This is a genomic window from Streptomyces sp. NPDC037203, assembly GCF_055605065.1.
On record NZ_JBVJUC010000003.1, the window covers coordinates 886,918 to 911,227 of the forward strand.

General features: G+C 72.6%; 20 protein-coding genes and 2 pseudogenes. 5 read left to right on the plus strand and 17 right to left on the minus strand.

The window, feature by feature from the left end:
- Positions 1-3: 3 nt before the first annotated feature.
- The 7 genes from pqqC to ACZ7EC_RS13270 form a co-directional block, all read right to left on the minus strand.
- On the minus strand, positions 4-702 hold the full coding sequence (gene pqqC / locus ACZ7EC_RS13240; protein ID WP_471061917.1) for a pyrroloquinoline-quinone synthase PqqC: 699 nt from the start codon (positions 700-702) through the stop codon (positions 4-6).
- Positions 703-706: 4 nt separating this feature from the next.
- Positions 707-1,591: a pyrroloquinoline quinone biosynthesis protein PqqB gene (gene pqqB, locus ACZ7EC_RS13245; RefSeq protein WP_471061920.1), complete on the minus strand. Its 885-nt coding sequence runs from the start codon at positions 1,589-1,591 to the stop codon at positions 707-709.
- A gap of 87 nt (positions 1,592-1,678) precedes the next feature.
- Positions 1,679-1,777, minus strand: coding sequence for a pyrroloquinoline quinone precursor peptide PqqA (gene pqqA, locus ACZ7EC_RS13250; protein ID WP_471061922.1), 99 nt, complete (start codon positions 1,775-1,777; stop codon positions 1,679-1,681).
- Positions 1,778-1,824: 47 nt separating this feature from the next.
- The gene (locus ACZ7EC_RS13255; RefSeq protein WP_471061925.1) at positions 1,825-3,525 is read right to left on the minus strand and encodes a PQQ-dependent dehydrogenase, methanol/ethanol family; all 1,701 of its coding nucleotides are present in this window, start codon (positions 3,523-3,525) and stop codon (positions 1,825-1,827) included.
- A 19-nt stretch (positions 3,526-3,544) separates the two neighbouring features.
- Positions 3,545-4,006, minus strand: coding sequence for an MSMEG_3727 family PQQ-associated protein (locus tag ACZ7EC_RS13260; protein ID WP_471061927.1), 462 nt, complete (start codon positions 4,004-4,006; stop codon positions 3,545-3,547).
- A gap of 146 nt (positions 4,007-4,152) precedes the next feature.
- The gene (gene katG, locus ACZ7EC_RS13265; protein ID WP_471062069.1) at positions 4,153-6,294 is read right to left on the minus strand and encodes a catalase/peroxidase HPI; all 2,142 of its coding nucleotides are present in this window, start codon (positions 6,292-6,294) and stop codon (positions 4,153-4,155) included.
- 178 nt (positions 6,295-6,472) lie between these two features.
- Positions 6,473-7,870, minus strand: coding sequence for a LytTR family transcriptional regulator DNA-binding domain-containing protein (locus ACZ7EC_RS13270; RefSeq protein ID WP_471061930.1), 1,398 nt, complete (start codon positions 7,868-7,870; stop codon positions 6,473-6,475).
- Positions 7,871-8,059: 189 nt separating this feature from the next.
- Here ACZ7EC_RS13270 and ACZ7EC_RS13275 point away from each other — a divergent pair, with 189 nt between their 5' ends.
- Together ACZ7EC_RS13275 and ACZ7EC_RS13280 are read left to right on the plus strand one after the other, a co-directional pair.
- Entirely contained in the window at positions 8,060-8,845 is a 786-nt protein-coding gene (locus ACZ7EC_RS13275) for an adenosylcobinamide amidohydrolase (protein ID WP_471061933.1), read from the plus strand.
- 176 nt (positions 8,846-9,021) lie between these two features.
- Positions 9,022-9,930, plus strand: a complete 909-nt coding sequence (locus ACZ7EC_RS13280; RefSeq protein WP_471062071.1) for an aldo/keto reductase — start codon at positions 9,022-9,024, stop codon at positions 9,928-9,930.
- A gap of 219 nt (positions 9,931-10,149) precedes the next feature.
- Here ACZ7EC_RS13280 and ACZ7EC_RS13285 read toward each other — a convergent pair.
- From ACZ7EC_RS13285 to ACZ7EC_RS13295, 3 genes and pseudogenes are all read right to left on the minus strand, one after another.
- Positions 10,150-10,245, minus strand: a pseudogene (locus ACZ7EC_RS13285).
- A gap of 99 nt (positions 10,246-10,344) precedes the next feature.
- The gene (locus tag ACZ7EC_RS13290) at positions 10,345-11,850 is read right to left on the minus strand and encodes an aldehyde dehydrogenase (NADP(+)) (RefSeq protein ID WP_471061935.1); all 1,506 of its coding nucleotides are present in this window, start codon (positions 11,848-11,850) and stop codon (positions 10,345-10,347) included.
- A gap of 95 nt (positions 11,851-11,945) precedes the next feature.
- On the minus strand, positions 11,946-12,770 hold the full coding sequence (locus ACZ7EC_RS13295) for an NAD-dependent epimerase/dehydratase family protein (RefSeq protein ID WP_471061938.1): 825 nt from the start codon (positions 12,768-12,770) through the stop codon (positions 11,946-11,948).
- Positions 12,771-12,925: 155 nt separating this feature from the next.
- Between ACZ7EC_RS13295 and ACZ7EC_RS13300 the strand changes: the two genes are divergently transcribed.
- Both ACZ7EC_RS13300 and ACZ7EC_RS13305 read left to right on the plus strand, forming a co-directional pair.
- Positions 12,926-13,846: a 5-dehydro-4-deoxyglucarate dehydratase gene (locus tag ACZ7EC_RS13300; RefSeq protein WP_471062073.1), complete on the plus strand. Its 921-nt coding sequence runs from the start codon at positions 12,926-12,928 to the stop codon at positions 13,844-13,846.
- Entirely contained in the window at positions 13,843-15,111 is a 1,269-nt protein-coding gene (locus ACZ7EC_RS13305) for a glucarate dehydratase family protein (protein WP_471061941.1), read from the plus strand. Before ACZ7EC_RS13300 ends, ACZ7EC_RS13305 begins: the two co-directional genes overlap by 4 nt.
- An 88-nt stretch (positions 15,112-15,199) precedes the next feature.
- Here the strand turns inward: ACZ7EC_RS13305 and ACZ7EC_RS13310 are convergent, their stop codons facing one another.
- The 7 genes and pseudogenes from ACZ7EC_RS13310 to ACZ7EC_RS13340 all read right to left on the minus strand — a co-directional run bounded on the left by ACZ7EC_RS13310 (position 15,200) and on the right by ACZ7EC_RS13340 (position 22,674).
- Positions 15,200-15,991, minus strand: a complete 792-nt coding sequence (locus tag ACZ7EC_RS13310) for an IclR family transcriptional regulator (RefSeq protein WP_471061944.1) — start codon at positions 15,989-15,991, stop codon at positions 15,200-15,202.
- Positions 15,992-16,169: 178 nt separating this feature from the next.
- The gene (locus ACZ7EC_RS13315) at positions 16,170-16,355 is read right to left on the minus strand and encodes a hypothetical protein (RefSeq protein ID WP_471061946.1); all 186 of its coding nucleotides are present in this window, start codon (positions 16,353-16,355) and stop codon (positions 16,170-16,172) included.
- Between the two features lie 103 nt (positions 16,356-16,458).
- Positions 16,459-17,868: an FAD-dependent oxidoreductase gene (locus ACZ7EC_RS13320; RefSeq protein ID WP_471061949.1), complete on the minus strand. Its 1,410-nt coding sequence runs from the start codon at positions 17,866-17,868 to the stop codon at positions 16,459-16,461.
- A 304-nt stretch (positions 17,869-18,172) separates the two neighbouring features.
- Positions 18,173-18,787 carry a hypothetical protein gene (locus ACZ7EC_RS13325; protein WP_471061952.1) on the minus strand — a complete coding sequence of 205 codons (615 nt, stop codon included), beginning with the start codon at positions 18,785-18,787 and terminating at the stop codon, positions 18,173-18,175.
- A 310-nt stretch (positions 18,788-19,097) separates the two neighbouring features.
- Positions 19,098-19,196: pseudogene (locus ACZ7EC_RS13330) on the minus strand.
- A gap of 402 nt (positions 19,197-19,598) precedes the next feature.
- Entirely contained in the window at positions 19,599-20,606 is a 1,008-nt protein-coding gene (locus tag ACZ7EC_RS13335; RefSeq protein WP_471061954.1) for a LacI family DNA-binding transcriptional regulator, read from the minus strand.
- Positions 20,607-20,781: 175 nt separating this feature from the next.
- Positions 20,782-22,674, minus strand: coding sequence for an arabinofuranosidase catalytic domain-containing protein (locus ACZ7EC_RS13340; protein WP_471061956.1), 1,893 nt, complete (start codon positions 22,672-22,674; stop codon positions 20,782-20,784).
- A 483-nt stretch (positions 22,675-23,157) separates the two neighbouring features.
- Here ACZ7EC_RS13340 and ACZ7EC_RS13345 point away from each other — a divergent pair, with 483 nt between their 5' ends.
- A complete protein-coding gene (locus ACZ7EC_RS13345) occupies positions 23,158-24,273 on the plus strand; it encodes an ABC transporter substrate-binding protein (protein ID WP_471061959.1) in 1,116 nt (371 codons plus the stop codon).
- Positions 24,274-24,310 lie beyond the last annotated feature (37 nt).

The window sequence follows — 24,310 nt, forward strand, 5'->3', positions numbered from 1 at the left end:
TCGTCACCCCGGATAGGCCTGGTCGACGGCGTCCATCAAGCTCCACAGGACGTCGCACTTGAACGACAGCGCGTCCACCGCGCGCGCCCGCGACTCGGCGGTCCGGCAGTGCGCGGTGACCACCTCCAGGGCGTGCTCACAGTCGCGGGGCGCCTGTTCGAGGCGGGCCCGGAAGTAGGCGAGGCCCTCGGGGGCGATCCACGGGTACCAGCGCTCGAACCCCGCAAGCCGCGCCGCCATCAGGTCGGGTGCGAACATCTCGGTGAGCGAGGACGCCACCGCCTCCACCCACGGCCGGGTCCGGGCGAAGTTCACGTACGCGTCGACGGCGAACCGCACCCCCGGCACCAGATGCCGGTGGTCCAGTATCTCCGCACGGCTCAGCCCGGCCGCCTCCCCGAGGCGCAGCCACGCCTCGATGCCGCCCTCCCCGGCGGCGGTGCCGTCATGGTCGAGGATGCGCCGGACCCAGCGGCGGCGGACCTGCGGGTCGGGGCAGTTGGACAGGATCGCGGCGTCCTTGCGCGGGATGTTCTCCTGGTAGTAGAAGCGGTTCGCGACCCAGCCCCGGATCTGCGCGGGACTCAGCAGACCGGCGTTCATCCGCACATGGAACGGATGCTGGTCGTGGTACCGGCGTGAGTGCGCCCGCAGCGCCTCGACGAAACCGTCCGCGCTCGTCGCCGTGTCGGTCGTCGTCACGGCGCTACACCTGGATCTCCAGGCCGTCCATGGCGACCTCCATGCCGTACTCGTCGACGGTACGCCGCTCGGGCGTGTCCGCCAGCAGCACCGGGTTGGTGTTGTTCATGTGCACGAGGACGGTCCGCCGCACGCCCAGCGCAGCGAGCTGTGCGAGGCTGCCGTCCGGGCCGTCGAGGGGCAGATGCCCCATCTCCCGTGCGGTCTTGCCGGCCAGACCGAGCCGTATCAGCTCGTCGTCGCGCCAGCACGTCCCGTCGATCAGCAGGCAGGGGCAGCCCTCGATCTCCCTGCGCAGCGCGCGCGTCAGCGTCTGCACCGCGGGCAGGTAGACCAGCGTTTTGCCGTGCGCGTCGGTCAGCCGGTAGCCCACGACGCGGTCGGGGTCCGGACCGCCCCCGAACCGGGGGTGCTTGGTCGTCGGCACGTCGAACGCCCGGCACCACAGCCCGTCCGCCAGCGGGAATTCCGTGCCGGGGATCACCGCGCGCCACTCGACCAGGCAGTAGTGCTCCAGCGTCCGCAGGATGCCCGAGCCGTCCAGCAGGGTCTTGTGCACGGCCGGGGTCGCGTACAGCAGCAGGGTGCCCGCCTCGCGCAGCAGCAGCAGACCCATCGTGTGGTCCAGCTCCGCGTCGGTGAGCAGCACCGCCTCCAGCGGCGTCGTGCGGTCCGCGCGCGGATGCAGCGCCGCAAAGGACTCGAACTGGGCGCGCAGGTCGGGCGAGGCGTTGACGAGGAACCAGCGGCGGCCGTCGGCGCTGACCGCCACCGACGACTGGGTGCGCGCGACCCCGGCGCCCGAGCGGACCGCGGCGCACACCGGGCAGCCGCAGTTCCACTGCGGGGACCCGCCACCGGCCGCCGAGCCCAGCACACGCAGCAACACGACGACACCTCCGTTCGCCGGACCGGGATCGGGGGCGCCGGATCGCGTCAGGCGCCCCCCGGTCGGCCACTCCTCCCGGTCTCTTCCCTACTCGTCGTCCAGCCGGGCGAGGTACATGGTCACCTCGGCCGCGACCACGATCTCGTCGAAGTCCGGTGTCTCCCACACGGCGAGCTCGCACTCCATGGATCCACCTCCTCTCTCGCCCGTTCGGCGGCAACGTCGGTCACGCGCTAGGACGGTTCCGGAAGGGCGAAGGCGAACAGGGCGCTGCCGTGCCCCGCGCCGAGCATGCCGGGCAGGAATCCCTCGGCCCAGCCGCCCCAGCCGACCGGCACGGCGACGTACTGCCTGCCGTCCACCATGTAGGTGGTCGGGCTGCTGTGATGGCCGCTGCCGCACTGGAACTGCCACAGCTGCTCTCCGGTACGGGCGTCGAGCGCGTCGAACTCGCCGGAGGGCTCCCCGGCGAACACCAGGTCGCCGCCGGTCGCCAGCGTCGAGGCGCACATGGGCAGTTCATTGCGCCAGCGCCACTTCTCCTCGCCGCTCGCGTCGAACGCGCTGACCGACCCGGCCATGTCCTCGATGTCCACCTGAACGCCCGCACCCCAGTAGGGGATGCTCTCCTTGAACTCCCGGCGCCGCCGTGTCGCCGTGGCACCGGTGTCCTGGACCGGGACGTAGAACAGTTCGGTCCGCGGGCTGTACGACGCGTGCGTCCACTCCTTGGCGCCGGCCGGGCCGGGGTAGAAGTGGACCGGTATGCCCTCCTGGTCCGGATAGACCTTGGCCGTCACCTGGCCGTCGCGCGTGATCGCGCCCCAGGTGATGCGGTCCACGAACGGAGTGATCGAGACCCGCTCGCCGTTCGTGCGGTCGAGGACGAAGAAGTAGCCGTTCTTGTCGAAGTGTCCCAGCAGTTTGCGCCCGCCCTGCTCGAACAGGATGCACTCGCCGATGCTGTCGTAGTCCCACAGGTCGTGCGGGGTGCACTGGTAGTGCCAGCGGATCTGGCCGCTGTCCACGTCGACGGCGATGATGCTGTCCGTGAACAGGTTGTCGCCCTCGCGGACGGCCCCGTCGAAGTCGGGCGCCGGGTTGCCGGTGCCGACGTACAGCAGGTTCGTCTCCGGGTCGAAGGTGCCGGTCAGCCAGCAGTTCGCGCCACCGCGCGCCCAGGCCTCGCCGTCGGCCGGCCAGGTCTCCGCGCCCGGCTCGCCGGGCTTCGGCACGGTGTAGCAGCGCCACTGGTGCTCGCCGGTCTCCAGGTCGAACGCGTCGAGGTGGCCGCGGACGCCGAACTCGCCGCCCGAACTGCCCACGATGACCAGGTTCTTCACGACCAGCGGGGCGACGGTGGCACTCTCGCCGGCCCGGACGTCGCCGTAGGTGCGGTCCCAGACCCGTTTGCCGTTGGTGGCGTCGAGCGCGAGCAGCCGCGCGTTCGCCGTGACGAAGAAGACCTTGCCTCGGGCCACGGCGACGCCGCGGTTCACGTTGCCGCAGCACAAGGAGACGTCGAAGGGGACGGCGTGCTTGTACCGCCAGATCTCCGTGCCCGTCCGCGCGTCGAGCGCCCAGACCCAGCCGTCCCACCCGGACAGGAACATGACCCCGTCCACGACGATCGGGGCGGCCTCGAAGGAGTAGGTCGACGCGCCGGCGATCAGACCGGTGGTGCCGGCCTGGAACACCCACGCGGGGACCATGTGCCGCACGGTCTCGGTGTTGATCTGGTCCAGCGTGCTGAAGCGCTGTCCGTCGTAGGCGCCGTAGTAGGTCAGCCAGTTGTGCGGTTCCTCGCGGGCCCGCAGGATGCGTTCGTAGTCGACGCCCGCCACCACCGGCGGCGCGACCTCACCGCCCGCGATCTTGCCGCTGAGATTGCCCTGGTCGACGGCCTCGCCCGCGTCCACGTAGTCGACGGTCATGTGCTCCGCCTCCTTCCTCTCACGGTCGCGGCTGGGCCGGACGGTCCAGGCGGGCCTCCGGCGGCGCGTCCCCGAGGACGACGATGGACCCGGTCAGGCCCCGGCCCTCGTCATTGCCCGTGGGCGAGCCGAACCAGTAGTAGCCCGGTCCGTCGAGATTGAGGTGCGCCCGTCCGCGCGAATGGTTCACCAGCCAGATGAATTTCCGGTCGCCATTGCTCGGCAGCAGCGCGCAATGCGTGTTCTTGTCGTCATTGACGAGTTCCAGCTCGATATCGCCTCCATGGGGCATGACCAGAATGGAGGGATCCCAGGAAAGCTCGTCGGGATTGATGCGAATGGTCGCCCGCATATGGCCGTCCGCATCCTCGCCGGCCCGGCCGATGTTCCCGGTGCCGAGAACCTGGCCCAGCGCCGCTTTGTTCTGTGCGTTCAGCCCGATCTGGTCCAGCAGATCGGTGCGCTCCCGCGTGGTCGTCATCGGGTCTTCACCCTTTTCCGTATTTCTTTCCTGCCTTTTCTAACAATCAATAATTTATGGCTTGATAAATACGCTACGCCGCACCGATCACCCGGACAAGCGCGGCACCGAGCCCGGTCCCGCGCACGCCGTTCACCCGTTCTCCGCTACCGCTCGTCCGCGATGTCGTACCGGTCGAGGTTCATGACCTTGGCCCACGCGGCGACGAAGTCCCGTACGAACTTCTCCCGCGCGTCGTCGCTCGCGTAGACCTCGGCGAGGGCGCGCAGTCCGGAGTCGGAGCCGAAGGCGAGGTCGACACGGCCGGCGGTCCACTTGAGCGCCCCCGTGGTGCGGTCGCGCCCCTGGAAGGTCCCGGCGGACGCCGCCTCCCATCGCGTGTCGCCGTCGAGGAGGTGCACGAAGAAGTCGTTGGTGAGCGATCCGGGCGCCGGGGTGAGGACACCGAGCCGCGACTGCCGGTAGGTGGCGCCCAGCACCCGCAGGCCGCCCACCAGGACCGTCATCTCGGGTGCGGTCAGGCCCAGCAGGTTCGCCCGGTCGACCAGCAGATGCTCCGGGGCCAGCCGGTGGCGGCCGTTGCCCGGATAGTTGCGGAACCCGTCCGCGGCCGGCTCCAGCGGGGCGAAGGACTCCACGTCGGTCCACTCCTGCGGGGCGTCGGTGCGTCCCGGCGCGAAGGGGACCCGCACCCGGTACCCGGCGATTCCGGCGGCCCGCTCGACGGCGGCGGCCCCGCCCAGTACGACGAGGTCGGCCAGCGAGACCCGCTTGCCCCCACTCTGCTCGCCGTCGAACGACTCCCGGATCCCCTCCAGGACGCTCAGCACCCGCGCCAGCTCCTCGGGTTCGTTGACCTCCCAGTCCCGCTGGGGCGCGAGGCGGATACGGCCGCCGTTCGCGCCGCCCCGCCGGTCGCTGACGCGGAACGTCGAGGCCGACGCCCACGCGGTCGAGACGAGCCGGCCGACCGGCAGCCCCGAGGCGAGGATCCGCTCCTTGAGCGCGGCGACGTCCGCCGCGTCGACGAGCGGGTGGTCCACGGCGGGCACCGGGTCCTGCCAGAGCAGCCGCTCACGGGGGACCAGCGGTCCGAGGTAGCGCTGGATCGGCCCCATGTCGAGGTGCGTCAGCTTGAACCACGCGCGGGCGAAAGCGTCCGCGAGCCGGTCCGGGTGGTCCAGGAAACGCCGCGCGATCGGTTCGTAGGCCGGGTCGAGGCGCAGCGCGAGGTCCGTCGTCAGGACCGTCGGCGCGTGGCGTGCGGCCGGGTCATGGGCGTCCGGCACGGTACCGGCCCCGGCGCCGTCCGCGGGGATCCACTGCCACAGGCCGCCGGGGCTCAGCTCCAGCTCCCATTCGTACCCGAACAGCGTCTCGAGGAAGCTGTTGTCCCAGCGGGTCGGGGTGGGCGTCCACGTGCCCTCCAGGCCGCTGGAGACGGTGTCCGCGCCCCGGCCGGTGCCGTAGCCGCCGCGCCAGCCCAGGCCCTGCTGTTCGAGTGGAGCGCCCTCGGGCTCGGGGCCGAGGCAGGTCTCCGGGTCGGCCGCGCCGTGCGTCTTGCCGAAGGTGTGCCCGCCCGCGATCAGCGCGACGGTCTCCTCGTCGTCCATGCCCATCCGCCGGAACGTCGAGCGGATGTCCCGCGCCGAGGTCAGCGGGTCCGGGACGGTGTTCGGGCCCTCCGGGTTGACGTAGATGAGGCCCAGTTGCGCTGCCGCCAGCGGCTGCTCCAGCTCCCGTACCCCGCTGTGGCGCTCGTCGCCGAGCCAGGCCCGCTCCGGGCCCCAGTACACGTCCTCGTCGGACTCCCAGACCTCCGCCCGGCCGCCCGCGAAGCCGAACGTCTTCAGGCCCATCGTCTCCAGGGCGCGGTTGCCCGCGAAGACCATCAGGTCGGGCCAGGAGATCTTCTGGCCGTACTTCTTCTTCACCGGCCACAGCAGACGGCGCGCCTTGTCGAGGTTGCGGTTGTCCGGCCAGCTGTTCACCGGTGCGAAGCGCTGCATGCCGCTGCTCGCGCCGCCGCGGCCGTCGCCGACGCGGTACGTCCCGGCGCAGTGCCACACCATCCGCAGCACGAGCGGCCCGTAGTGCCCGAAGTCGGCGGGCCACCAGGGCTGGGAGGTGGTCAGGACCGCGTCGACGTCCCGTGCCAGGGCGTCCAGGTCGAGGGTGCGGAACGCGGCGGCGTAGTCGAAGTCCGCGCCCAGCGGGTCGGCCGTGGCCGGGTGCTTGCGCAGGACCGACAGGTCGAGCCGGTGCGGCCACCAGTCGCGGTTGCGCATGCCGCCGACCGGGCCGGTGCGGGGTCCGGCCGGGGCCGCGAGGCCGAGGCCGCCACCCGCGCCTCGCTTGTTCGCCGTGGTGAACCGAGTGTCGGACACGGGGACCTCCTTCCCGGAACGAGCCGGTGCCGGAACGAACTTCCCGGAACGAGCCGGTGCTCGTACGAACGCGCGGACGTCAGATGCCCAGCGCGCGGCGCACGGCGGCCGCGTTGCGCCGGGACACCGGCACCATCTCCCTCGCCCCGTCGTCCATGACGAGGGACAGTTCGCCCTTCGGCCCCCGCTCGACCTCCCGGACCCGGCCGAGGTTGACCACGTACCGCCGGTGCACCCGCAGGAAGCCGGCGTCCGCCAGCTCGCCGTCGAGCTTGTCCAGGCTCGCGCAGGCGGCGCGCAGGAAACCCTGGTCGGCGCGGAGCCACACGTCGCTGCCGCGCGACTCGGCGAAGGAGACCTCCTGCGGCCGCAGCAGCGTCATCCGGTTGTCGTGCACCGCGACCAGCCGGCGCGGCCGCTCCGCGGGACGCGCGGCACGCTCCACCGGTGGCAGCCGCGCTCCGTCACCGGTCCCGAACGAGACCAGGTTTCCGATCAGATGACCGGAGGAGAAGACCGGCCGGATGCTGATCGACGTCGGCTCGTCGCAGGGGTGGGCGAGGATCTGCGTCCCGCCGACCCAGCCGGGATCGTGCGCCGCCTGCCCGGTGGCCTGCCGGGACGCCGCGATCAGGTCCGGCAGACCGGGGTTCCAGCGCAGTGTCGGATCGACCGCCGGGGTGGCCGCCGGGACCCCCAGCAGCGTGCCCGCCGGCTCGTCGGCGATCACCACCCGGCCCGCGGCGTCCAGCGCGGCCAGCGGCGCCCCGGAGTGCCGCCTCGCCCTGGTGTAGGCGGCGACCAGTTCGGCGCCGCTGTCGCGGGCACGCCGCTTGAGCGGGTACTGGGCCATCGCCGCCGCGTGCGCCAGCCAGCTCGCTGCGGACGCGGGCAGCCGGCTGCGCCAGCAGCAGATGCCGAGGACCGCGATCGGCTCCCGCGTCACCACGTCCCGTACCGCGATGCCCGCGCAGCCCCAGTGGTGGAACGCCTGGCACCAGTGCTCCGGACCGTTGATCGGCACCGGTCCGTGCACCTCCAGCGCGGTGCCCAGGCCGTTCGTGCCGGCCGCGGACTCGGACCAGCAGAACCAGGGCGCGAGGTGGGAGTCGTACGCCCTCGCCAGTGTGGCCTGGTCGCCCCACTCGGCCAGCACCCGGCCCGAGGCGTCGGTGACCGTGACGACACCGCCGACCCCACCCACCTCATGCGCCACGGAGGCCGCCCGGAACCCCAGTTCGGCGAAGACGACATCGTGCTCCGGCGGATGGGCGGGCTGTGCGACGGCCACGGGCGCCTCGGCGAGATGAGGATCGACCCGGTACCGCTCCCGGCAGCGGTGCCATGAGACCGCCACCAGCGGCCGCACCCCGGACACCCGGTCGTCCCCCCGCACGAACCGCTCCCACGCCGCCAGCACGGCATCGTCCCCGAGATCCGCCGACATCGGCTCGGCGAGCCGCGATACATCCCTCATGGTTCAGAACCACCCTCGGTCCATCCCCGGCCACGATTTTTCCCGGCCACGATTCTTCCTGTATGCCGGAAAACCGGCGCATTACACACCCTAGGTACCGGGACAGTCCCGTGCACACCCCCCTTCGGGCCGGGGCGCCCGCGACGGGAGACCTCGGCCGCATGCCCTGAGCGACGCGTCGGTACGATCATGAGATCCAGCCGCTCGGAGGAGTCCCGCTCAGTGACCGTCGCCCCACCGCCCCGCGCCGCGACCGGCGTCCTCGTCCTGCGGACGCTGCCCCGTGTCGAGGACGGCGAGCGGCTGTCGGCCCTGCTGTGGCCGGCGGGGCCCGGCTGGCGGATGATCAGCAGCGCGGTCCTCGGCGGAGGCATCGGCGAACGCGCCTGGGTCCTCAACGCCCAGGTTTCGCACGGCTACGGCCGCACCGACCCCGACACCCACCTCGCGCGCCTCGCCCGGAACGCGGGGGCGCGCGGGCCGGGCGTCGGACTGATGACGGCCGCCGACGTCCTCTGCCACGGCCGCGCGCACGACGAGGGCGTCGAGGCGGTGGTCACCGCCGGCCTCGGCGTCCACGGCTGGGCCGCCACCTCCGCGCCGGGCACCCCCTCGCCGCCCGCCCCCGGCACGATCAACATCATCGCCGCCCTGCCCACCGCCCTCACCGACGCCGCCCTGGTCAACGCGGTCGCCACCGCCACCGAGGCCAAGGTCCAGGCCCTCCTCGACTCCGGCTACGACTGCTCCGGCACCCCCACGGACGCGGTGTGCGTCGCCGCCCGCGTCCCCCGGCCCGGCGAGCAGCCGGCGGCGTTCGCCGGGCCCCGCTCCCTGTGGGGCGCCCGGCTGGCCCGCGCGGTGCACTCCGCGGTGTGCGCCGCCGTGGAACCCGTCCGTGCCGAAGCCGCGGCACCGGCCGCTGCACCCGCGTTTCAGGAGCGCGGACCGGGTGAGCGCCCTCGGCTCCGGTGAGGAACCGTCAGTAAGGACAACTCGCCGTACCCGCCCGTGGGTTCCCGCTCCCGCTGTGAGATTCCGCCCGCGCTCCAGACCTTCCCAACCCTCTCGTCCACCTGCGCATACTCCGGGTCCGCCGCCCCGCGAACGGTTCGGGGGCGGCGAGTCGATGAAGGGAACTGGTGGGCGAGATGAAGCCGGGCACGGACTCCGCGGCACGGACGGCGGCAGCGGCGGGCACCTGGACGCTGGGAGACATCGAGGTCAACCGGATGGGGTTCGGAGCGATGCGCCTCACCGGCAGCGCCCCCTTCCACCAGGGCGTCCCCAGCGACCGCGCGCAGGCGATCCGGGTGGTGCGCCGCGCAGTCGAACTCGGGGTCAATCACTTCGACACCGCGGCCTTCTACTTCTCCCGGCTGCGGTCCGCCAACGAGATCCTCAACGCGGCCCTCGCACCCTGCCCCGACGACCTCGTCATCGCCACCAAGGTCGGCCCGGCCCGCGACGCCTCGGGGGAGTGGACCACCCCGGCCCGGCCCGACCGACTGCGCGGTCAGGTGGAGGAGAACCTGCGCCAACTCGGCCGCGACCACCTCGACGTGGTCAACCTGCGCATCATGGGCCAGGACCGCGTCAGCGAGCACTTCGGCGCCCTCGCCGAACTGCGGGACGCGGGACTCGTCCGGCACCTCGGGATCTCCGGCGCCCGCCCCGAGCACCTCGCCGAGGCCCTGGCCATCGCACCGGTGGTGTGCGTCCAGAACCGCCACGGTGTCGACGACCCCGCGGGCGAACCCATGCTCCGGGCGTGCGCCGACCACGGCATCGCGTTCGTGCCCTTCTTCGCCATCTCCGGGAAGGGCCGCGAGGCCGGACCCGCCCACACCGAGCACGACCCGGTCCGCGCCGTCGCCCGCGCACACGGCGTCTCCCCGGCACGGGTACGGCTGGCCTGGACCCTGCACCAGGGCGCGCACGTGCTGGCCATACCGGGCACCGGCAACCCCGACCACCTCGCCGACAACGTGGCTGCGGCCGCGCTGCGCCTGACGGAAGAGGACCTACGACTCCTCGACTCGGTCGGCCGCCCGCTCTGACGGCACTCCGGCGATGTCCTGCGCCACGTCCCTGGGAAGACACCGTCGCCCGACTCGGTGGGCGGGCGGAGGCCCTCGGTCGGGTACCGCGTGGCCGCGATTTCGTCCTATGGTCGCCGTAGCCCCTCGTCGGCCCGGTTCAGCGCGGGGCCTGACCGGCCGACGGAACCCGGAAGGTCCCGCGGCGGCTGGTCAGGCGCCGCGGGATTGCCGCTGTTGCGGAGAGGGCAGGATTCGAACCTGCGTGGACCCCAGAAGGATCCGACCTCGAGACGCGCTCGCCGGTCCCCGATCAACCACTCCGGGCACCTCTCCCCGCTCCCGGTGCCCGGTTCCCCGGACCCCGTTGACAGGAACCAGAGTGGCAGGCCCCGCTGACGGGGGACTGACGCGCGGGTCCGTATGCGGGGCGGGTCAGCCCACCCGGCGGGGGATGCCCAGCGGGTTGGCGTCCTGGAGTTCCGGCGGGAGGAGGTCGTCCGGCCAGTCCTGGTAGGCGATCGGGACCAGCCAGCGATCGATCGCGGTGGCGCCGACCGAGGTGTGCAGCGGGGCCGTCGTGGACGGCCAGGGGCCGCCGTGGTGCATGGCCCAGCAGACGGCGACGCCGGTCGGCCAGCCGTTGTGCACGAGGCGGCCCACGCGGTGCCGCAGCGCCGCCGCCACCCGCCCGGCCGCCGCCGCGTCGCCGGCTGTGGCGTGCACCGAGCCGGTCAGGCTGCCCGGCAGGGCCGCCAGGACCTCGGTGAGCGCGTCCACGTCCGGGTACGTCACCACCAGCCCGGCCGGGCCGAAGCACTCCTCGGCCAGGGAGTCCAGCCGGTCCGCGAAGGACTTCAGGGAGAGCCGCCACACCCGCGGCGCCACCGCGAAGGAGTCGTCGCCCGCGCTGCCGGAGGCCAGCGGCACGAGGTCCGCGGCCTCCTCCAGCTCCGCCACCCTGGCCTCGTACCCGTCCCGGATCCGGGAGGTCAGCATCGCCCCGGTCGTGGCCGCGCCGACCGCGGCAGCGACGGCGTCCACCAGCGGGCCGTCCTCGGGGACGAACAGCAGACCGGGGTTGGTGCAGAACTGGCCGGTGCCCAGGGTGAGCGACTGCGCGTACCCTTCGGCGATCGCGCCGGCGCGATCGGCCGCGGCGCCCGGCAGGACCACCACCGGGTTGACGCTGCCGAGTTCGCCGTAGAACGGGATCGGTTCGGGGCGGGCGGCGGCGAGGTCGTACAGTGCCCGGCCACCGGCCTGCGAGCCGGTGAAGCCGGCGGCCTTGACGGCCGGATGCCTCACCAGCGCCGCTCCGGCCTCGAAGCCGGTGACGAGGCCGAGGACGCCCTCGGGCGCTCCGGCGTCGCGCAGCGCCCCGGCGACGACGCGGGCGACCGCGGCCGAGGTCGCCGGGTGACCCTCGTGCGCCTTCACGACCACCGGGCAGCCGGCCGCCAGGGCCGAGGCGGTGTCGCCGCCCGCCACGGAGAAGGCGAAGGGGAAGTTGGAGGCGCTGAACACCGCCACCGGTCCGATCGCCTGCCGCATCCGGCGGATGTCGGGGCGCCCGGCGGCCGGGTCGGCCGGGGTGAGGACGGCCTGCACATGACCGCCGTCCCGCAGCACCTCGGCGAACAGGCGCAGTTGACTACTGGTGCGGCCCACCTCGCCGGTCAGCCGGGCCGCGCCGAGCGCGGTCTCCGCGTCGGCGACGGCGACCAGCGAGTCGCGGGCCGCGTCCAGCGCGTCGGCGGCGGCGTCGAGGGCCCTCGCCCGGTCGGCGGCGGGCAGCGCGGACCAGACGGGGAAGGCGCGCGCGGCGGCGCGGGCCGCCGTGTCGACGTCCTGTGCGGTGGAGACGGCGACCGGGTCGCCGACGGGCTCACCGGTACGCGGGCTGACGCCCCGCAGCGGGGCGGACGTGGGGTCGGTCATCGGTCGGACCTCCGGGTCGGACGGCGCGGATGAACTCGCGGGGGAGGAAGCGGATGAACTCACAGGGAAAGCAGAGGAGCCGGGCGCGGCCCCGGTCAACCCCTCGCGTCCGTGCCGTCGGTGTCGTCCGCGTCGAGATCCGGTGAGCAGAAGGCTCCTCCCAGGTACATCTCGTCCAACGGGTCGTGCCGGCCTTCGAGTTCCCCGGCGAAGCGCTCGGCGTCGTCCCGGGGTGCGTAGCCCAGGGCGCGTGCCTCGTCCAGCGAGAACCAGCGGCGGGTGTTGTCGGAGATGCCCCACACGACACGGAATCCGGGCGAGGGGGCCGCGATGAGCGCCTCCATCAGGCGGGCGCAGTCGTCGGGGGAGAGCCAGGTGGCCAACTGGCGGGTGGCGATCGGGCGTTCGTAGCAGCCGCCGAGGCGGACGCAGACCACGTCCAGGCCGTAGCGGTCGTGGTAGAGGCTGCCCAGGGCCTCGGCGGCCACCTTGCTCACGCCGTAGTAGGTGTCGGGGCGCGGGAAGAGGTAGTCGGGCGCCTCGCCCTCGCGCGGGTGGAAGCCCACCGCGTGGCTGCTGCTGGCGATGATCACTCGGGGCACGCCGGCCCGGCGGGCCGCTTCGAGGACCGTGCGGGTGCCGTTGATGTTGATGTCGAGGATCTCCTCCCACGGCCCCTCGACACTCATCCCGCCGAGGTGGATCACCGCGTCGGCGCCGGAGAGGGCCTCGCGCATCGCCGGGAGATCGGTCACCGACGACCGGAGGATCTCCACGTCCTCGCCTCCCGCCGCCGCGGGCACCGGCGCCACGTCGAGCAGCCGCAGCGTCCGGCCGGGGCGGGCCAGCCGGGGCCGGAGGAGACTGCCGATCCCTCCCGCGGCTCCGGTGATCACGATGCGCTGACTCACTCGCCTCATCTCCTCCGTGGCGGCTCCGTGGCGTCCGGGCGTGCCCGTGGCCGTCTTGACCATACTCCGGAGCGAGTCTTACAGTTCGGAGGCAAGTTCGCAAATGTAGAGCCTGTCTGCATATGTAGACAGCAGCGTGGACGACCGAGGAGTGCCGAGTGCCCATGTTCGACGGCGTGCTGTTCTTTCCGGTGACGCCCTTCACGGCGTCCGGGCAGGTCGACCGGGAGGCGCTGGCCGAGCATCTGCGGCGCGGACTGGCCGCCGGCCCCGGCGGGGTCTTCGCGGCCTGCGGCACGGGCGAGTTCCACGCGCTGGGCCCCGAGGAGTACGGCGAGGCGGTGCGCACCGCGGTCGAGACCGTGGCCGGCCGCGTCCCGGTGTACGCCGGCACCGGCGGCCCGCTGCCACTGGCCCGCCGGTACGCGCGCATCGCGCGGGACGCGGGCGCCGACGGCCTGCTCCTGCTGCCGCCCTACCTGGTCCAGGCCCCGGCGGCCGGACTCGCCGCCTACGCGCGCGAGGTCGCGGACGCGGGCGATCTGCCGCTGATCGTCTACAACCGCTCCAACGCCCGCTTCGACCCCGCCACCGCGGCCGAACTGGCCCGTCACGACAGGGTGGTCGGCTTCAAGGACGGCGTCGGCGACCTCGACCTGCTCTCCCGCGTGGTGACCGCCGTACGGCACGAACTCGCGGGCACCGGCAAGGAGTTCCAGTTCTTCAACGGCATGCCCACCGCCGAGGTGACCGTCCCGGCGTACCGGGGCATCGGCGTCACCCTCTACTCCTCCGCCGTCTTCTGCTTCGCGCCCGAGATCTCCAACGCCTTCTACCAGGCGGTGGGGGAGGGCGACGCGGCTCGGGTGGAGCGGTTCCAGCGGGAGTTCTTCCACCCGCTGGTGGCGCTGCGCGACCTGGTGCCCGGCTACGCGGTCGCGCTGGTCAAGGCCGGCGTGCGGCAGCGGGGCCTGGACGTCGGCGGGGTGCGGCCCCCGCTGGTCGACCCCGCCCCCGAACACCTCGACGCCCTGCGCCGGATCACCGACGCGGGCCTGGCCCTGGTGGAGGACATCACCCGATGAGCGACGCGATCCGCATCACCGGCGTCACCGTCACCCCCGTCGCCTTCCGCGACCCGGCGCTGCTCAACGCGGTCGGCGTGCACGAACCGTACGCGCTGCGCGCCATCCTGGAGGTGCACACCGATCAGGGGATCACCGGTCTCGGCGAGACCTACGCCGACGAGGACCATCTGCGCCGACTGCGGCAGGCCGCCGACGCGCTGACCGGCCTGGACGTGCACCACCTGGGCCGGATGCACACCGCGGTCGCGGCCGCGCTCGGCGGGGACACCGGCAGCGACGGCCACGGCCTCACCGGCATGATCACCACCAGCGGCACGGTGGACCGGGTCTTCTCGCCGTTCGAGGTCGCCTGCCTGGACATCCAGGGCAAGGCGGCCGGACGCCCGGTCTCCGACCTGCTCGGCGGTGCCGTGCGGGACCGCGTGCCGTTCAGCGCCTACCTGTTCTACAAATGGGCCGCGCACCCCGGTGCCGAGCCGGACCCCTGGGGCGAGGCGCTCGACCCCGAGGGCATCGTCGCGCAGGCCCGCCGCATGATCGACGAGTACGGCTTCACGGCGATCAAGCTCAAGGGCGGTGTGTTCCGGCCCGAGGCGGAGATGGCGGCGGTCCGCGCCCTGCACGAGGCGTTCCCCGGCCGCCCCCTGCGACTGGACCCGAACGCCGCCTGGACGGTGGACACTTCGCTGATGGTCGCCCGCGAGCTCGACGGCGTCCTCGAATACCTGGAGGACCCCACGCCGGGGCAGGAGGGCATGGCCCGCGTCGCCCGCGAGGCGCCGATGCCGCTCGCCACGAACATGTGTGTGGTCGCCTTCGACGAACTCAAGCCCGCCGTGGCCCTGGACGCGGTCCAGGTCGTCCTCTCCGACCACCACTACTGGGGCGGCCTCCAGCGCTCGAAGACGCTCGCCGGGATCTGCGACACGTTCGAGCTGGGCCTGTCCATGCACTCCAACTCGCACCTCGGCATCAGCCTCGCCGCGATGACCCACCTGGCGGCGGCCACACCGAACCTGACGTACGCCTGCGACACCCACTGGCCGTGGAAGACCGAGGAGGTGATCGCGCCGGGCACCCTGGAGTTCCGGGACGGCTCCGTCGCCGTACCCACCGCGCCCGGCCTCGGCGTCGAACTCGACCGCGACGCCCTGGCCCGGCTGCACGAACAGTACGTCTCCTGCGGACTGCGCAACCGCGACGACACCGGCTACATGCGGCGGATCGACCCGTCGTACGAGAAGAAGGTTCCCCGCTGGTGAGGTCTTCCGGCGGTTGGAAGCGGTACCGCCACGCCTGCGGGACCGGCGGGGCACCGCGCACGAGCAGGCGACTGCCGGGTGCCGTACCTCAGCGGATGCCGTTGCGGCGCAGGGTGGCCGCCAGTTCCGCGGCGTGCCGGGTGACCGCCTCCGCGACCCGTTCGACCTCCTGGTCCGTCGCGTGGTCCAGCGGGATCGAGCAGCTGATCGCGTCGGTCGCCGGGATGCGGTACGACACGGTCGCCGCGACGCAGCACAGTCCGGGCGTGTTCTGCTCGCTCTCCAGCGCCCAGCCGCGGGTGCGCGTCCGCTCCAGTTCCTCGCGCAGGGCCGGACGGCGGGTGACCGTGTGCGGGGTGAGCGCCTCGGGAGGCTGCTCGGACAGCAGCGCGTCCACCTCCCGCGCGGTCAGCTCGGCGAGCAGCGCCTTGCCCAGGGCCGTCGCGTGCGCCGGGAGCTGCCGGCCCACGCGGGAGGTCAGCCGGCGGGAGTCGGTGGCCTCGCGGGTGGCCAGGTAGATGACGTTGGGGCCGTCCAGGCGGGCGTAGTGGGTGGTGTAGCCGACGTCCGCGCGCAACTGCTCGATCCGGCGCACCGCGTGCGGCAGCGCCGGGTCCCGGTCCAGGTAGGCGGTACCGCACAGCAGGGCGCGCGGGCCGATCCCGAAGCCTGCCGCCTCGCCGCCCTCCTCGACCTCGATCCACTTCAGCGCCACCAGGGTGCGCAGCAGCGCGTAGAGGCTGGAGCGCGGGTAGCCGGTCAGCTCCTGGAGGCGGCCCAGGGTGAGCCGCTCCGGCGAGGCCGAGAGCACTTCCATGATCTGGACGGTGCGCTCCGCCGACTTCACCGGCCCGCGCCCGGCGTCACCCGTCCCGGTCATCGGTGCCACTTCCTTCGGACGTCCTGCCTGCGCAGTGCCAAGTATGGATGGGAAACGAGTCTACATAGGTAGACAACTTGGTCAAGTCAGGCTTCCGTCCGACGGCCGTCGCACGGTGGTCGCCGTGGAAGCGAGCCACTTCGGCGGCCCGCTCGGCTCCCCTCGCGCTCAACAGCGGTCACATGCCGCTGGGGCCGTTCACGGGCATCTGCGGGGCCGCCGGGACGTGGTGGTAGGCGAGGTGGGCGTCACGGTTGTGCGGGCTGTGCTGTCCGGTCCCGTCGGCCTCGTACTTTTCGAGGTCCCGACGGCCCGACACCGTGTCCTGAATGCGCGTCATGGCTCGGGCGAGCAGCTTCTTCATGTGTGTTCCCCCAGGTGAACGTGGTCTCGGCAAGCAGTGTGCACCAGCTCCCGCACCGAACGCGCCTGTTCTGAGCGGAATTTGAGCCGGTACCCGCCCCGGCCTACGACCGCTCCCGCGTGCCGTCGAGCAGCGCCCGCTCCCGCGGTGTGAACTGCGGACCGTCCAACTGCGGTCGCAACGGCCCCACCAGGGCGGACAGCAGCACACCGGGCCGTACCAGGGACGCGGGCGGGGCCTGGAGCGCCAGGACGTCGGTCAGCGCCGTGGCCGTACGGAAGGAACCGGTCGCCGTGCGGGAGAGACGGCTGACGTACCGGTGGAGCAGCCGGTCGGCGAAGTGCGGGCTCCTGCCGGTGGTCGTGGAGAAGTGGATGTCCTGCCCGACGGTCAGCGCCCACGCCGCCTCGACCGGCCGCGCGATCGCCCGCTGGGCGCGCCGAGACGACTCCGGGACCAGTCCGCCGCGGGCCAGATCGCGCAACGCCAGGGCGCCGCGCGCGATCACCGACAGGCCCTGGCCATACACCGGGTTGAAGGCTGCGACGGTGTCCCCCAGCGCCACCAGCCCCGCGGGCCAGGGTTCGAGCCGCTCGTAGTAGGAGCGCCGGTTGGCCGTGCTGTGCGTGACGCTCACGTCGGTCAGCGGCTCCGCGCGTTCGAGGAGATCGGCGATGACCGGGTGCCGCAAGGTCCGTGCGAAGGGCTCGAAGGCGTCCGCGTCCCGGCTGGGCTGCCCGCCGGGGGCGCCCATCAGGCTGACGTGCCACCGGTCGCCCTCGATCGGCAGGATGCCGCCGGCACGGGCGGGTTCGGGCCGGCGCGGGTCGGCGTTCACGCTGACCACGGGCCAGTCGCGGGTGGGAACGGGAGCGCGGTAGATACGGCTGGCGTACACCAGCCCGGAGTCGACACGGTCCTCGGCGAGGCCGTGTACGCCCAGCTCGGTGAGCCACTGGGGCAGCCGGGAGGCCCGGCCGGACGCGTCGATCACCAGGTCGGCACGCAGCTCGCTCTCGCCGCCGTCCGGGGTGCGGACGCGCACGCCCGTGACCCGGCGCCCGTCGCCGAGCAGCCCGATCGCCCTGCACCGGGTACGGACCTCGACGCGCGGTTCTTCGAGCACCCGCTTCCGGACGACATGGTCCGTCAGGTCCCGGCTCGCGGTGATCAGCCGGTGGGTGGTGCGCTGCCAGCGCCGGTACCAGCCCTCGGGCGAGTAGACGACCATGTTGGTGGTCACCGGTACGCGATGCGCCCCCGCGGCCGCCAACTGGTCGATCACACCGGGCAGCAGCTCCTCCAGCGCGTCCACGCCACCGGACTGGAGGAGATGGATATGGACGGCCTGGGGCACACCGACGCGGGGTTCGGGCCCGTCGGGCAGCTCGTGGGCCTCGATGATCTCCACCGATTCCGCCCGGTCCTTGACGGCGACCGCGGCGAGCATGCCGGCCATACTGCCTCCGATCACGACGACGCGGACGGGGCGGTGCGGGGTGGCTTCACTCATGGTCGGCTGCTTTCTGCGCGGAAACGGTGGTGCACGGAACTCCCGTAGCGAAGTGCCCGGCCTCGTCCACCCCGCGGTGGTCCGAGCGCCCGGCATGCTGCGGGGGCGCGGCCGTACGGTCGGTGAGCGGCGTGTCCGGGTCGACCCACGGCCCTGGGGGTATGCGGCGGGAAGGCCGCCTCGCGCAACCGCCACGTCCGGCGTCGTGCGCTGGCCAGGGCCTGGCCGAGAAGCGGGATCACGTCCGTGTCCCCGGCCGGCGGCCGATCTCCGGCGAGCCGGCGCGTCGTCCGTGCCGCCGCGCTCACCGGTCCCCCTCCTTGCCGTCGAGTTCCAGCAGGGCCTTCAGGGTCGCGTTGAGCACCTTCCAGCGCTCCTCCGGCAGCTCCCGCGCCTGCCGCAGCGCGAAGCCGCGCACGTCGTCGGGGCCCGGCGCGGCATCCGGCAGGGCCGCCTGTCCCTCGGCCGCGCACCGCGCGGCGAGCATGGACCGCAGTTCCCGGTTGAGGGCCTCGTCGGCCGGCGCGGTGAAGAACGCCTCGCCGCCCTCGACCCCGAAGAAGTCGACCAGGCCGTGGAGCAGTTCGACGCTGGGCACCTTGTCGCCCGCGCAGACCTGCCGGGCCCAGAATGCGGAGACGCCCAACTGCCGGGAAATGGAAGCCGCGAGATCCGACATGCGCCGGCCCGCGCGCGCCAGCCGGTCGTCCGCGAGCGCCTTGATCCGTGACCGGACCCGCTCGTTGACCGTCTCCACGGGCGGCTGCCCGCCGCTCAGCAGTGTGCCGACGATGTGTTCGGGCAGCGCCGTCCTGACGGCCAGCCTTCCGGCGTCGAGGAACTCCGACCGTTCGAGGCCCTCCTGCCGGATCAGCGCGTCAAGACGCCGAAGGGTCTCGGGCAGCGGCGTCGACTCCACCGATGTGCTCCCAGAGCTCGCGGGACTGCGGCCATGCTCATGGAACCCTATGCGCAACGGCTGTGAGTTCAAGATCGTTTCTCGGCCAAAGAGCGATCGCCGGGCACGGACGCGTGCGGTGCCGGGGGACCGGCCCGGCGGCATGACCTCTGAGGTAATCGCGCGGTCGGGACGGGCGCGGCACAGTGGAGCCATCGGGTTCCGGGCCGGCGCACTCCGGTCCGGAACCCGGACCGATGAATCCGGGGCGGTTCCGGCCGGCGCCTGCCGACAGCCCGCGGCGGCGCCCGATGCCGGGCGCCCGCGGCGGTGGCGGAGAGGGCAGGATTCGAACCTGCGTGGACCCCAGAAGGATCCGACCTCGAGACGCGCTCGCTGGTCCCCGATCAACCACTCCGGGCACCTCTCCATGTTCCCGGCGGCGGGTGTCCCTCCCGTCGCCGTGCACAGGAAAAGAGTGCCGGAGGATGCTGACGCGGCACTGACGGCCGCTCCGCCGGGTGGCGGCCGGTGCCGGTGAGGCCGGATGGCGCAGTCCGATCCGGGGTGGGTGTCCTCTGCGGGGGCCTTCCCACGTCCCGCGGCCGACGGCTGACCGCAGTACTGCACAGCCCGCCCACCCGGTGCCCGCGCCGCTGCTGTCCACGGGCAGCCTCGCCGCCTTCTACTTCACCCCCTTTACAAACATGCTCACGGGCGCCCCGGACCAGGCGGCCCACTGGCTCCCGCACGCCCCTTTCCTGCTGTCCGGCCCCGGTACCGGCGGCGGCACGGCGTCCGCCCCGGCCCTCGACTGAGGGCGGCGCACCGGTCAGCCGTGTCCGAGGGTGCTCTCGCGGTGCACCAGGGTGTAGCCGGCGTGGATCCGGCGCGCCTGCTGCCGTGGGGCGCCGTCGAGTTGGGAGAGCACAGACTCCACGGCCATCCTGGCGATGGACGCTTTGTCGGGGGAGACCGAGGTGAGCGTGACGGCGCCGAAGCGGCCCTCCACCACATCGTCGAACCCGACGACCGCGACATCCTCGGGGACACGCAGCCCGCGTTCGGACAGCACCCGCATCGCGCCGATGGCGATGAGGTCGTTGTAGGCGAACACCGCGTCCGGCCGGTGGCCCGCGTCCAGCAGGCGTGCCATGGCCGCCGCCCCGTCGGCGTGCCCCCAGCCGTCGGTGGCCGCCACCAGCCGGCCGTCGGCGACGAGTCCCGCCGCGTCCAGTTCCTCGCGCCAGCCGCGCAGCCGCAGATGGGCGGGCTGGCTGCGACCGCGCCGGGCACCCAGGAAGGCGATGTCCCGCCGCCCGAGGGAGACCAGGTGACGCACCGCCTCGCGGGCGGCGGCGACATTGTCGATGGAGATGTGGTCGTAGGGCAGGTCGTACTCGCGCTCGCCGAGCAGGACGAGCGGGACCGGTGCCCGCTCGCGCAGGTCGTCCGCCTCCAGCTCGATGGGGCTGAGGATCAGCCCGTCGATCACCCGGCTGCGAAAGCCCTGGCAGACCAGGGTCTCCTGGTCGCGGCGGCCGCCCGTGTGGTCGAGCAGCACGGTGTAGTCGTGCTGCGCGGCGGCGTCGACGACTTCGGCGGCCAGCTCGGCGAAGTAGGGATTGCCCAGCTCGGGCAGGGCCAGGGCGACGATCCCGGTCCGGCCCTTGCGCAGGTGCCGGGCGGTGAGGTTGGGCCGGTAGCCGAGTTCGTCGATGGACTTCTGCACCCGCGCCCGCATCGCGGGGGTGACATGCGGCTGGTCGTTGACCACATTGGACACGGTCTTGATGGAGACACCCGCGTGCGACGCGACGTCCTTGAGGCTCACCCGCACGATGTTCCTCCCCGTCCGCCAAGAGGGGCGCCGCCGGTTTTCCAACGTTATACGGGGCCGCGCTCCGTCCTGGCAAGCCCGCTCGGCGGCGGGAAGCGGGGGAAGGGGGCGCGGGAACCGCTCAGGGTTCCCGTGCCCCCCAACTCGATTATCTGTCAAGCAATCTGATGACAGATCAGGTCAAAGGGAACTTCTGTGCGGCGGAGCCGTTGCAGTCCCAGATCTGGAGGCGGGTGCCGTTGGCGGTGGCGCCGCTGGGGGAGTCGAGGCAGCGCCCGGACTGGGGGTTGAGGAGTGAGCCGTCGGCCTGCTGCACCCATTTCTGTCCGCCGGCGCCGTCGCAGTCCCACAGCTCGACCTTGGTGCCGGCGGCCGTCCCGTTGCCGTTGATGTCCAGGCAGCGGCCGAGGGTGCGCAGCGAGCCGTCGGCGTTGTGGTACCAGTGCTGGTCCACGGCCCAGGACTGGCAGTCCCACAGCTGTACGGCCGCCCCGTCGCCACCGCTGTCGTCGGCGGCCACGTCGAGGCACTTCGACCCCGTGCCCACGACCGGTGCGCCGCCGTTGACGGAGAACTTCTGTGCGGCGGCGCCGTTGCAGTCCCAGATCTGGAGGCGGGTGCCGTTGGCGGTGGCGCCGCTGGGGGAGTCGAGGCAGCGCCCGGACTGGGGGTTGAGGAGTGAGCCGTCGGCCTGCTGCACCCATTTCTGTCCGCCGGCGCCGTCGCAGTCCCACAGCTCGACCTTGGTGCCGGCGGCCGTCCCGTTGCCCTCGATGTCCAGGCAGCGGCCGATCGTGCCGAGGGAACCGTCGGCGTTGTGCTGCCAGTGCTGGTCCTCGGCCCATGTCTGGCAGCCCCACAGCTGTACGGCCGTGCCGTTGCCGCCGGTGTCGTCCGCGGCGACGTCCACACACGTGCCGCCCGGCCCGGTGATGGTGCCCTGCGGCCCGTTGGGCACGTCCGTCTCGCCGGAGTAGCCGACGGAGACCACGTTCGCCTGGACCGCGTTCTCGGCGGCGTCGGTCGGGTAGCCGGCCACCATCACGCCCTCGAAGAAGGTGCCCCGGTTCCAGTTGCTGTTGTCACCGCCCGTGCCCAGGATGATGCCGCCCTCCTGCTGCATGGGCCGGTAGCCGCCGCGGGTGGGCAGACCGCCGTTCCACCACGTACTCAGCGCCCCCGACTGGGAGTTGCCGCCCTTGAGCGCGTATGTGGTCTGCCCGTCGTTCTTCAGCATGGCGGTGACGAACGGGCTGTTGTTGCCCCGGTTGGCGGTGTTCGAGCCGTTGTCGCCCTGGAACATGCCGTTCTCCATGTCGGCCTCGACCCACGGCCCCGAGCCGGTGCACGGCGCGAAGTAGCACGTGGTGGCGATGGACACGGCGTCCATGTGGCCGTTGCCGGTGTCGGCCGGGGTGCGCTCCGCGTTGCCGTAGTCGAAGCAGCAGTCCGAGCCGACATGCGTGCCGCTGGCCACCATGTAGGCGCCCTCCGGCTGTCCGTCGACCGCTACACCGGAGGCCACCCCGGTGTAGCGGTAGCCGACGCCCGGCGAGATCCAGATGCCGTACACCTTGTGGCCGCCCGCCGTCACCGCGATCTCGCTCGCGTCCGCGCCGCGGTCGGCGCCCATGCCGGAGGTGCCGGCCGGTCCGGGGGTCAGATCGTTGTGCCGGGAGGTCTGGTCGTAGACCTTGCTGATCCGGCAGGTGGTGTTCTGGCAGAACGCGTCCTGCTGCGCGGCGTTGGCGTACCCGCCCGCCGACAGCAGCCCGATGTCGGCGCGTGCCCCGTCCGAGGCGCGGGTGACCTGGTACAGGGGGCCGTTGTACGACGACAGCAGGGCGCGGGTCGTACTGTGCGCGGCGACACAGGGGGTGCCGGCGGCGCCGTAGATGTCGCACGGCAGCGAGCCCGCGGCCTGCGCGGCGCCGGGCAGGGCGATCAGCGCCCCGACGACGAGCCCGATCGCCGCGAGGGCGGACAGCAGATGGCGCACGGGACGGAGGACCGCCCACCGGGCGGACCGGCGGGAATCGCCTCCCGCGGGGGATTTCTCTCTGTGCATGGTGTGCTCCCGGTGCTGGGGGGAGGGGGGAAGGGACCCGGCCCGCCGGGGCGGCGGCGGAGCCCACTCGGCTCGGCGCCTTCGCGGCGCCGGGCTCTGCCAACGTTGTAAACGGGATCCGCCACATGACAGCACAGCCCCCGCGCGGCCGTCCATCCCCCGTGCGCGAATCCGGCGGCACGCCCGGACGCGGCCCGGCGGAGAAGCGTAAACCCGTTGCTCGCAGGGGAGTTGGCGGCCTGAATGGCGTGGCCGGCGCGGAATTCCGGTGCTCAGGAGCCTGTGCTGAACCGCCCCGCATGCGAACGGAACGGCCCGCCCGAAGAGTTGCGTACCGCGGGTTGACACCGGGTTTGACGTTCCCTCAATGTCTACAACGTTGAAAAGCCCGCCTGCCGTACCGCCCTCCGCGACCGAGGGCCCAGGTGGCCTCGTCTGTTCAGCCCCGCCCCTTCGTTGCATCGCTGAGGATGTGATCGGCGCGTGAACATCTCCCTCCGGGCCAAGGCCCTGACCGCCGCAGTGCTCACCGCCGGGCTGTGCCTGGCCGCCACCGGCTGCACCAAGTCGGACTCCTCCTCCGGCGACGGCTCCCACGCCCCGGCGGCAGCGGACAACGGCGCGGCCGCCTCCCAGCAGGTCGCCTCGTCCTCGGCGGCAGGCCCCCGCTGCACCTACAAGACCTACGGCGGCGGCGTTCCCCGGCTCGACATCACCGACGGCAGGACGATCGTCGGCTTCTCCCAGTCCGAGTCGACCAGCAACCCGTTCCGCGCCACCGAGACCAAGAGCATCGAGCGGCAGGCCGCGAAGCTCGGCGTCAAGCTGGTCGAACGCAACGCCAACGCCGACGTCAACACCCAGAACTCCCAGATCGAGGACATGATCGCGCAGGGTGCCAAGGTGCTGATCGTCGCGCCGGAGAACTCCGACGGCCTCGGCCCCGCCCTGGCCAAGGCCAAGTCCGCGAAGATCCCCGTGCTCACCATCGACCGCACCGTCGGCGGCGCCGCCTGCACCGACTTCATGGCCTTCATCGGCTCCGACTTCTACCACCAGGCGCAGCTCGCGGCCGACGACCTCGCCGGCGCCACCGGGGGCACCGCCCATGTCGCCATCCTCACCGGCACCCCCGGCAACAACGTGACCACCGACCGGACCAAGGGCTTCGAGGACCGGGCCAGGGCGAAGTACCCCACGATGAAGATCGTCGCCTCGCAGACCGGCAACTTCGCCCAGACCGACGGCCAGAAGGTGATGGAGCAACTGCTCCAGTCGCACCCCGACATCAACGCCGTCTACGCCGAGAACGACGAGATGGCGCTCGGCGCGCTCCAGGCCGTCAGGTCCGCGGGCAAGACGCCCGGCAAGGACGTCAAGGTCGTCTCCATCGACGGCGTCGAACAGGCCGTCAGGAACGTCGGGGCCGGGCAGATGGTCTCCGACATCGAGACCAACCCGCGCTTCGGACCGCTCGCCTTCCAGGCGCTCCAGGACTTCTACGGCACCACCGGCGTACCGCCCAAAGTGATCATCAAGGACGGCCACTTCACCACCGGCAACGCCAAGCAGGCCCTCGACCAGGGCCTCGTCTACTGAGCCGCGGCCGCCGCCGGCAGCCCGCAGGAGGAGGAAG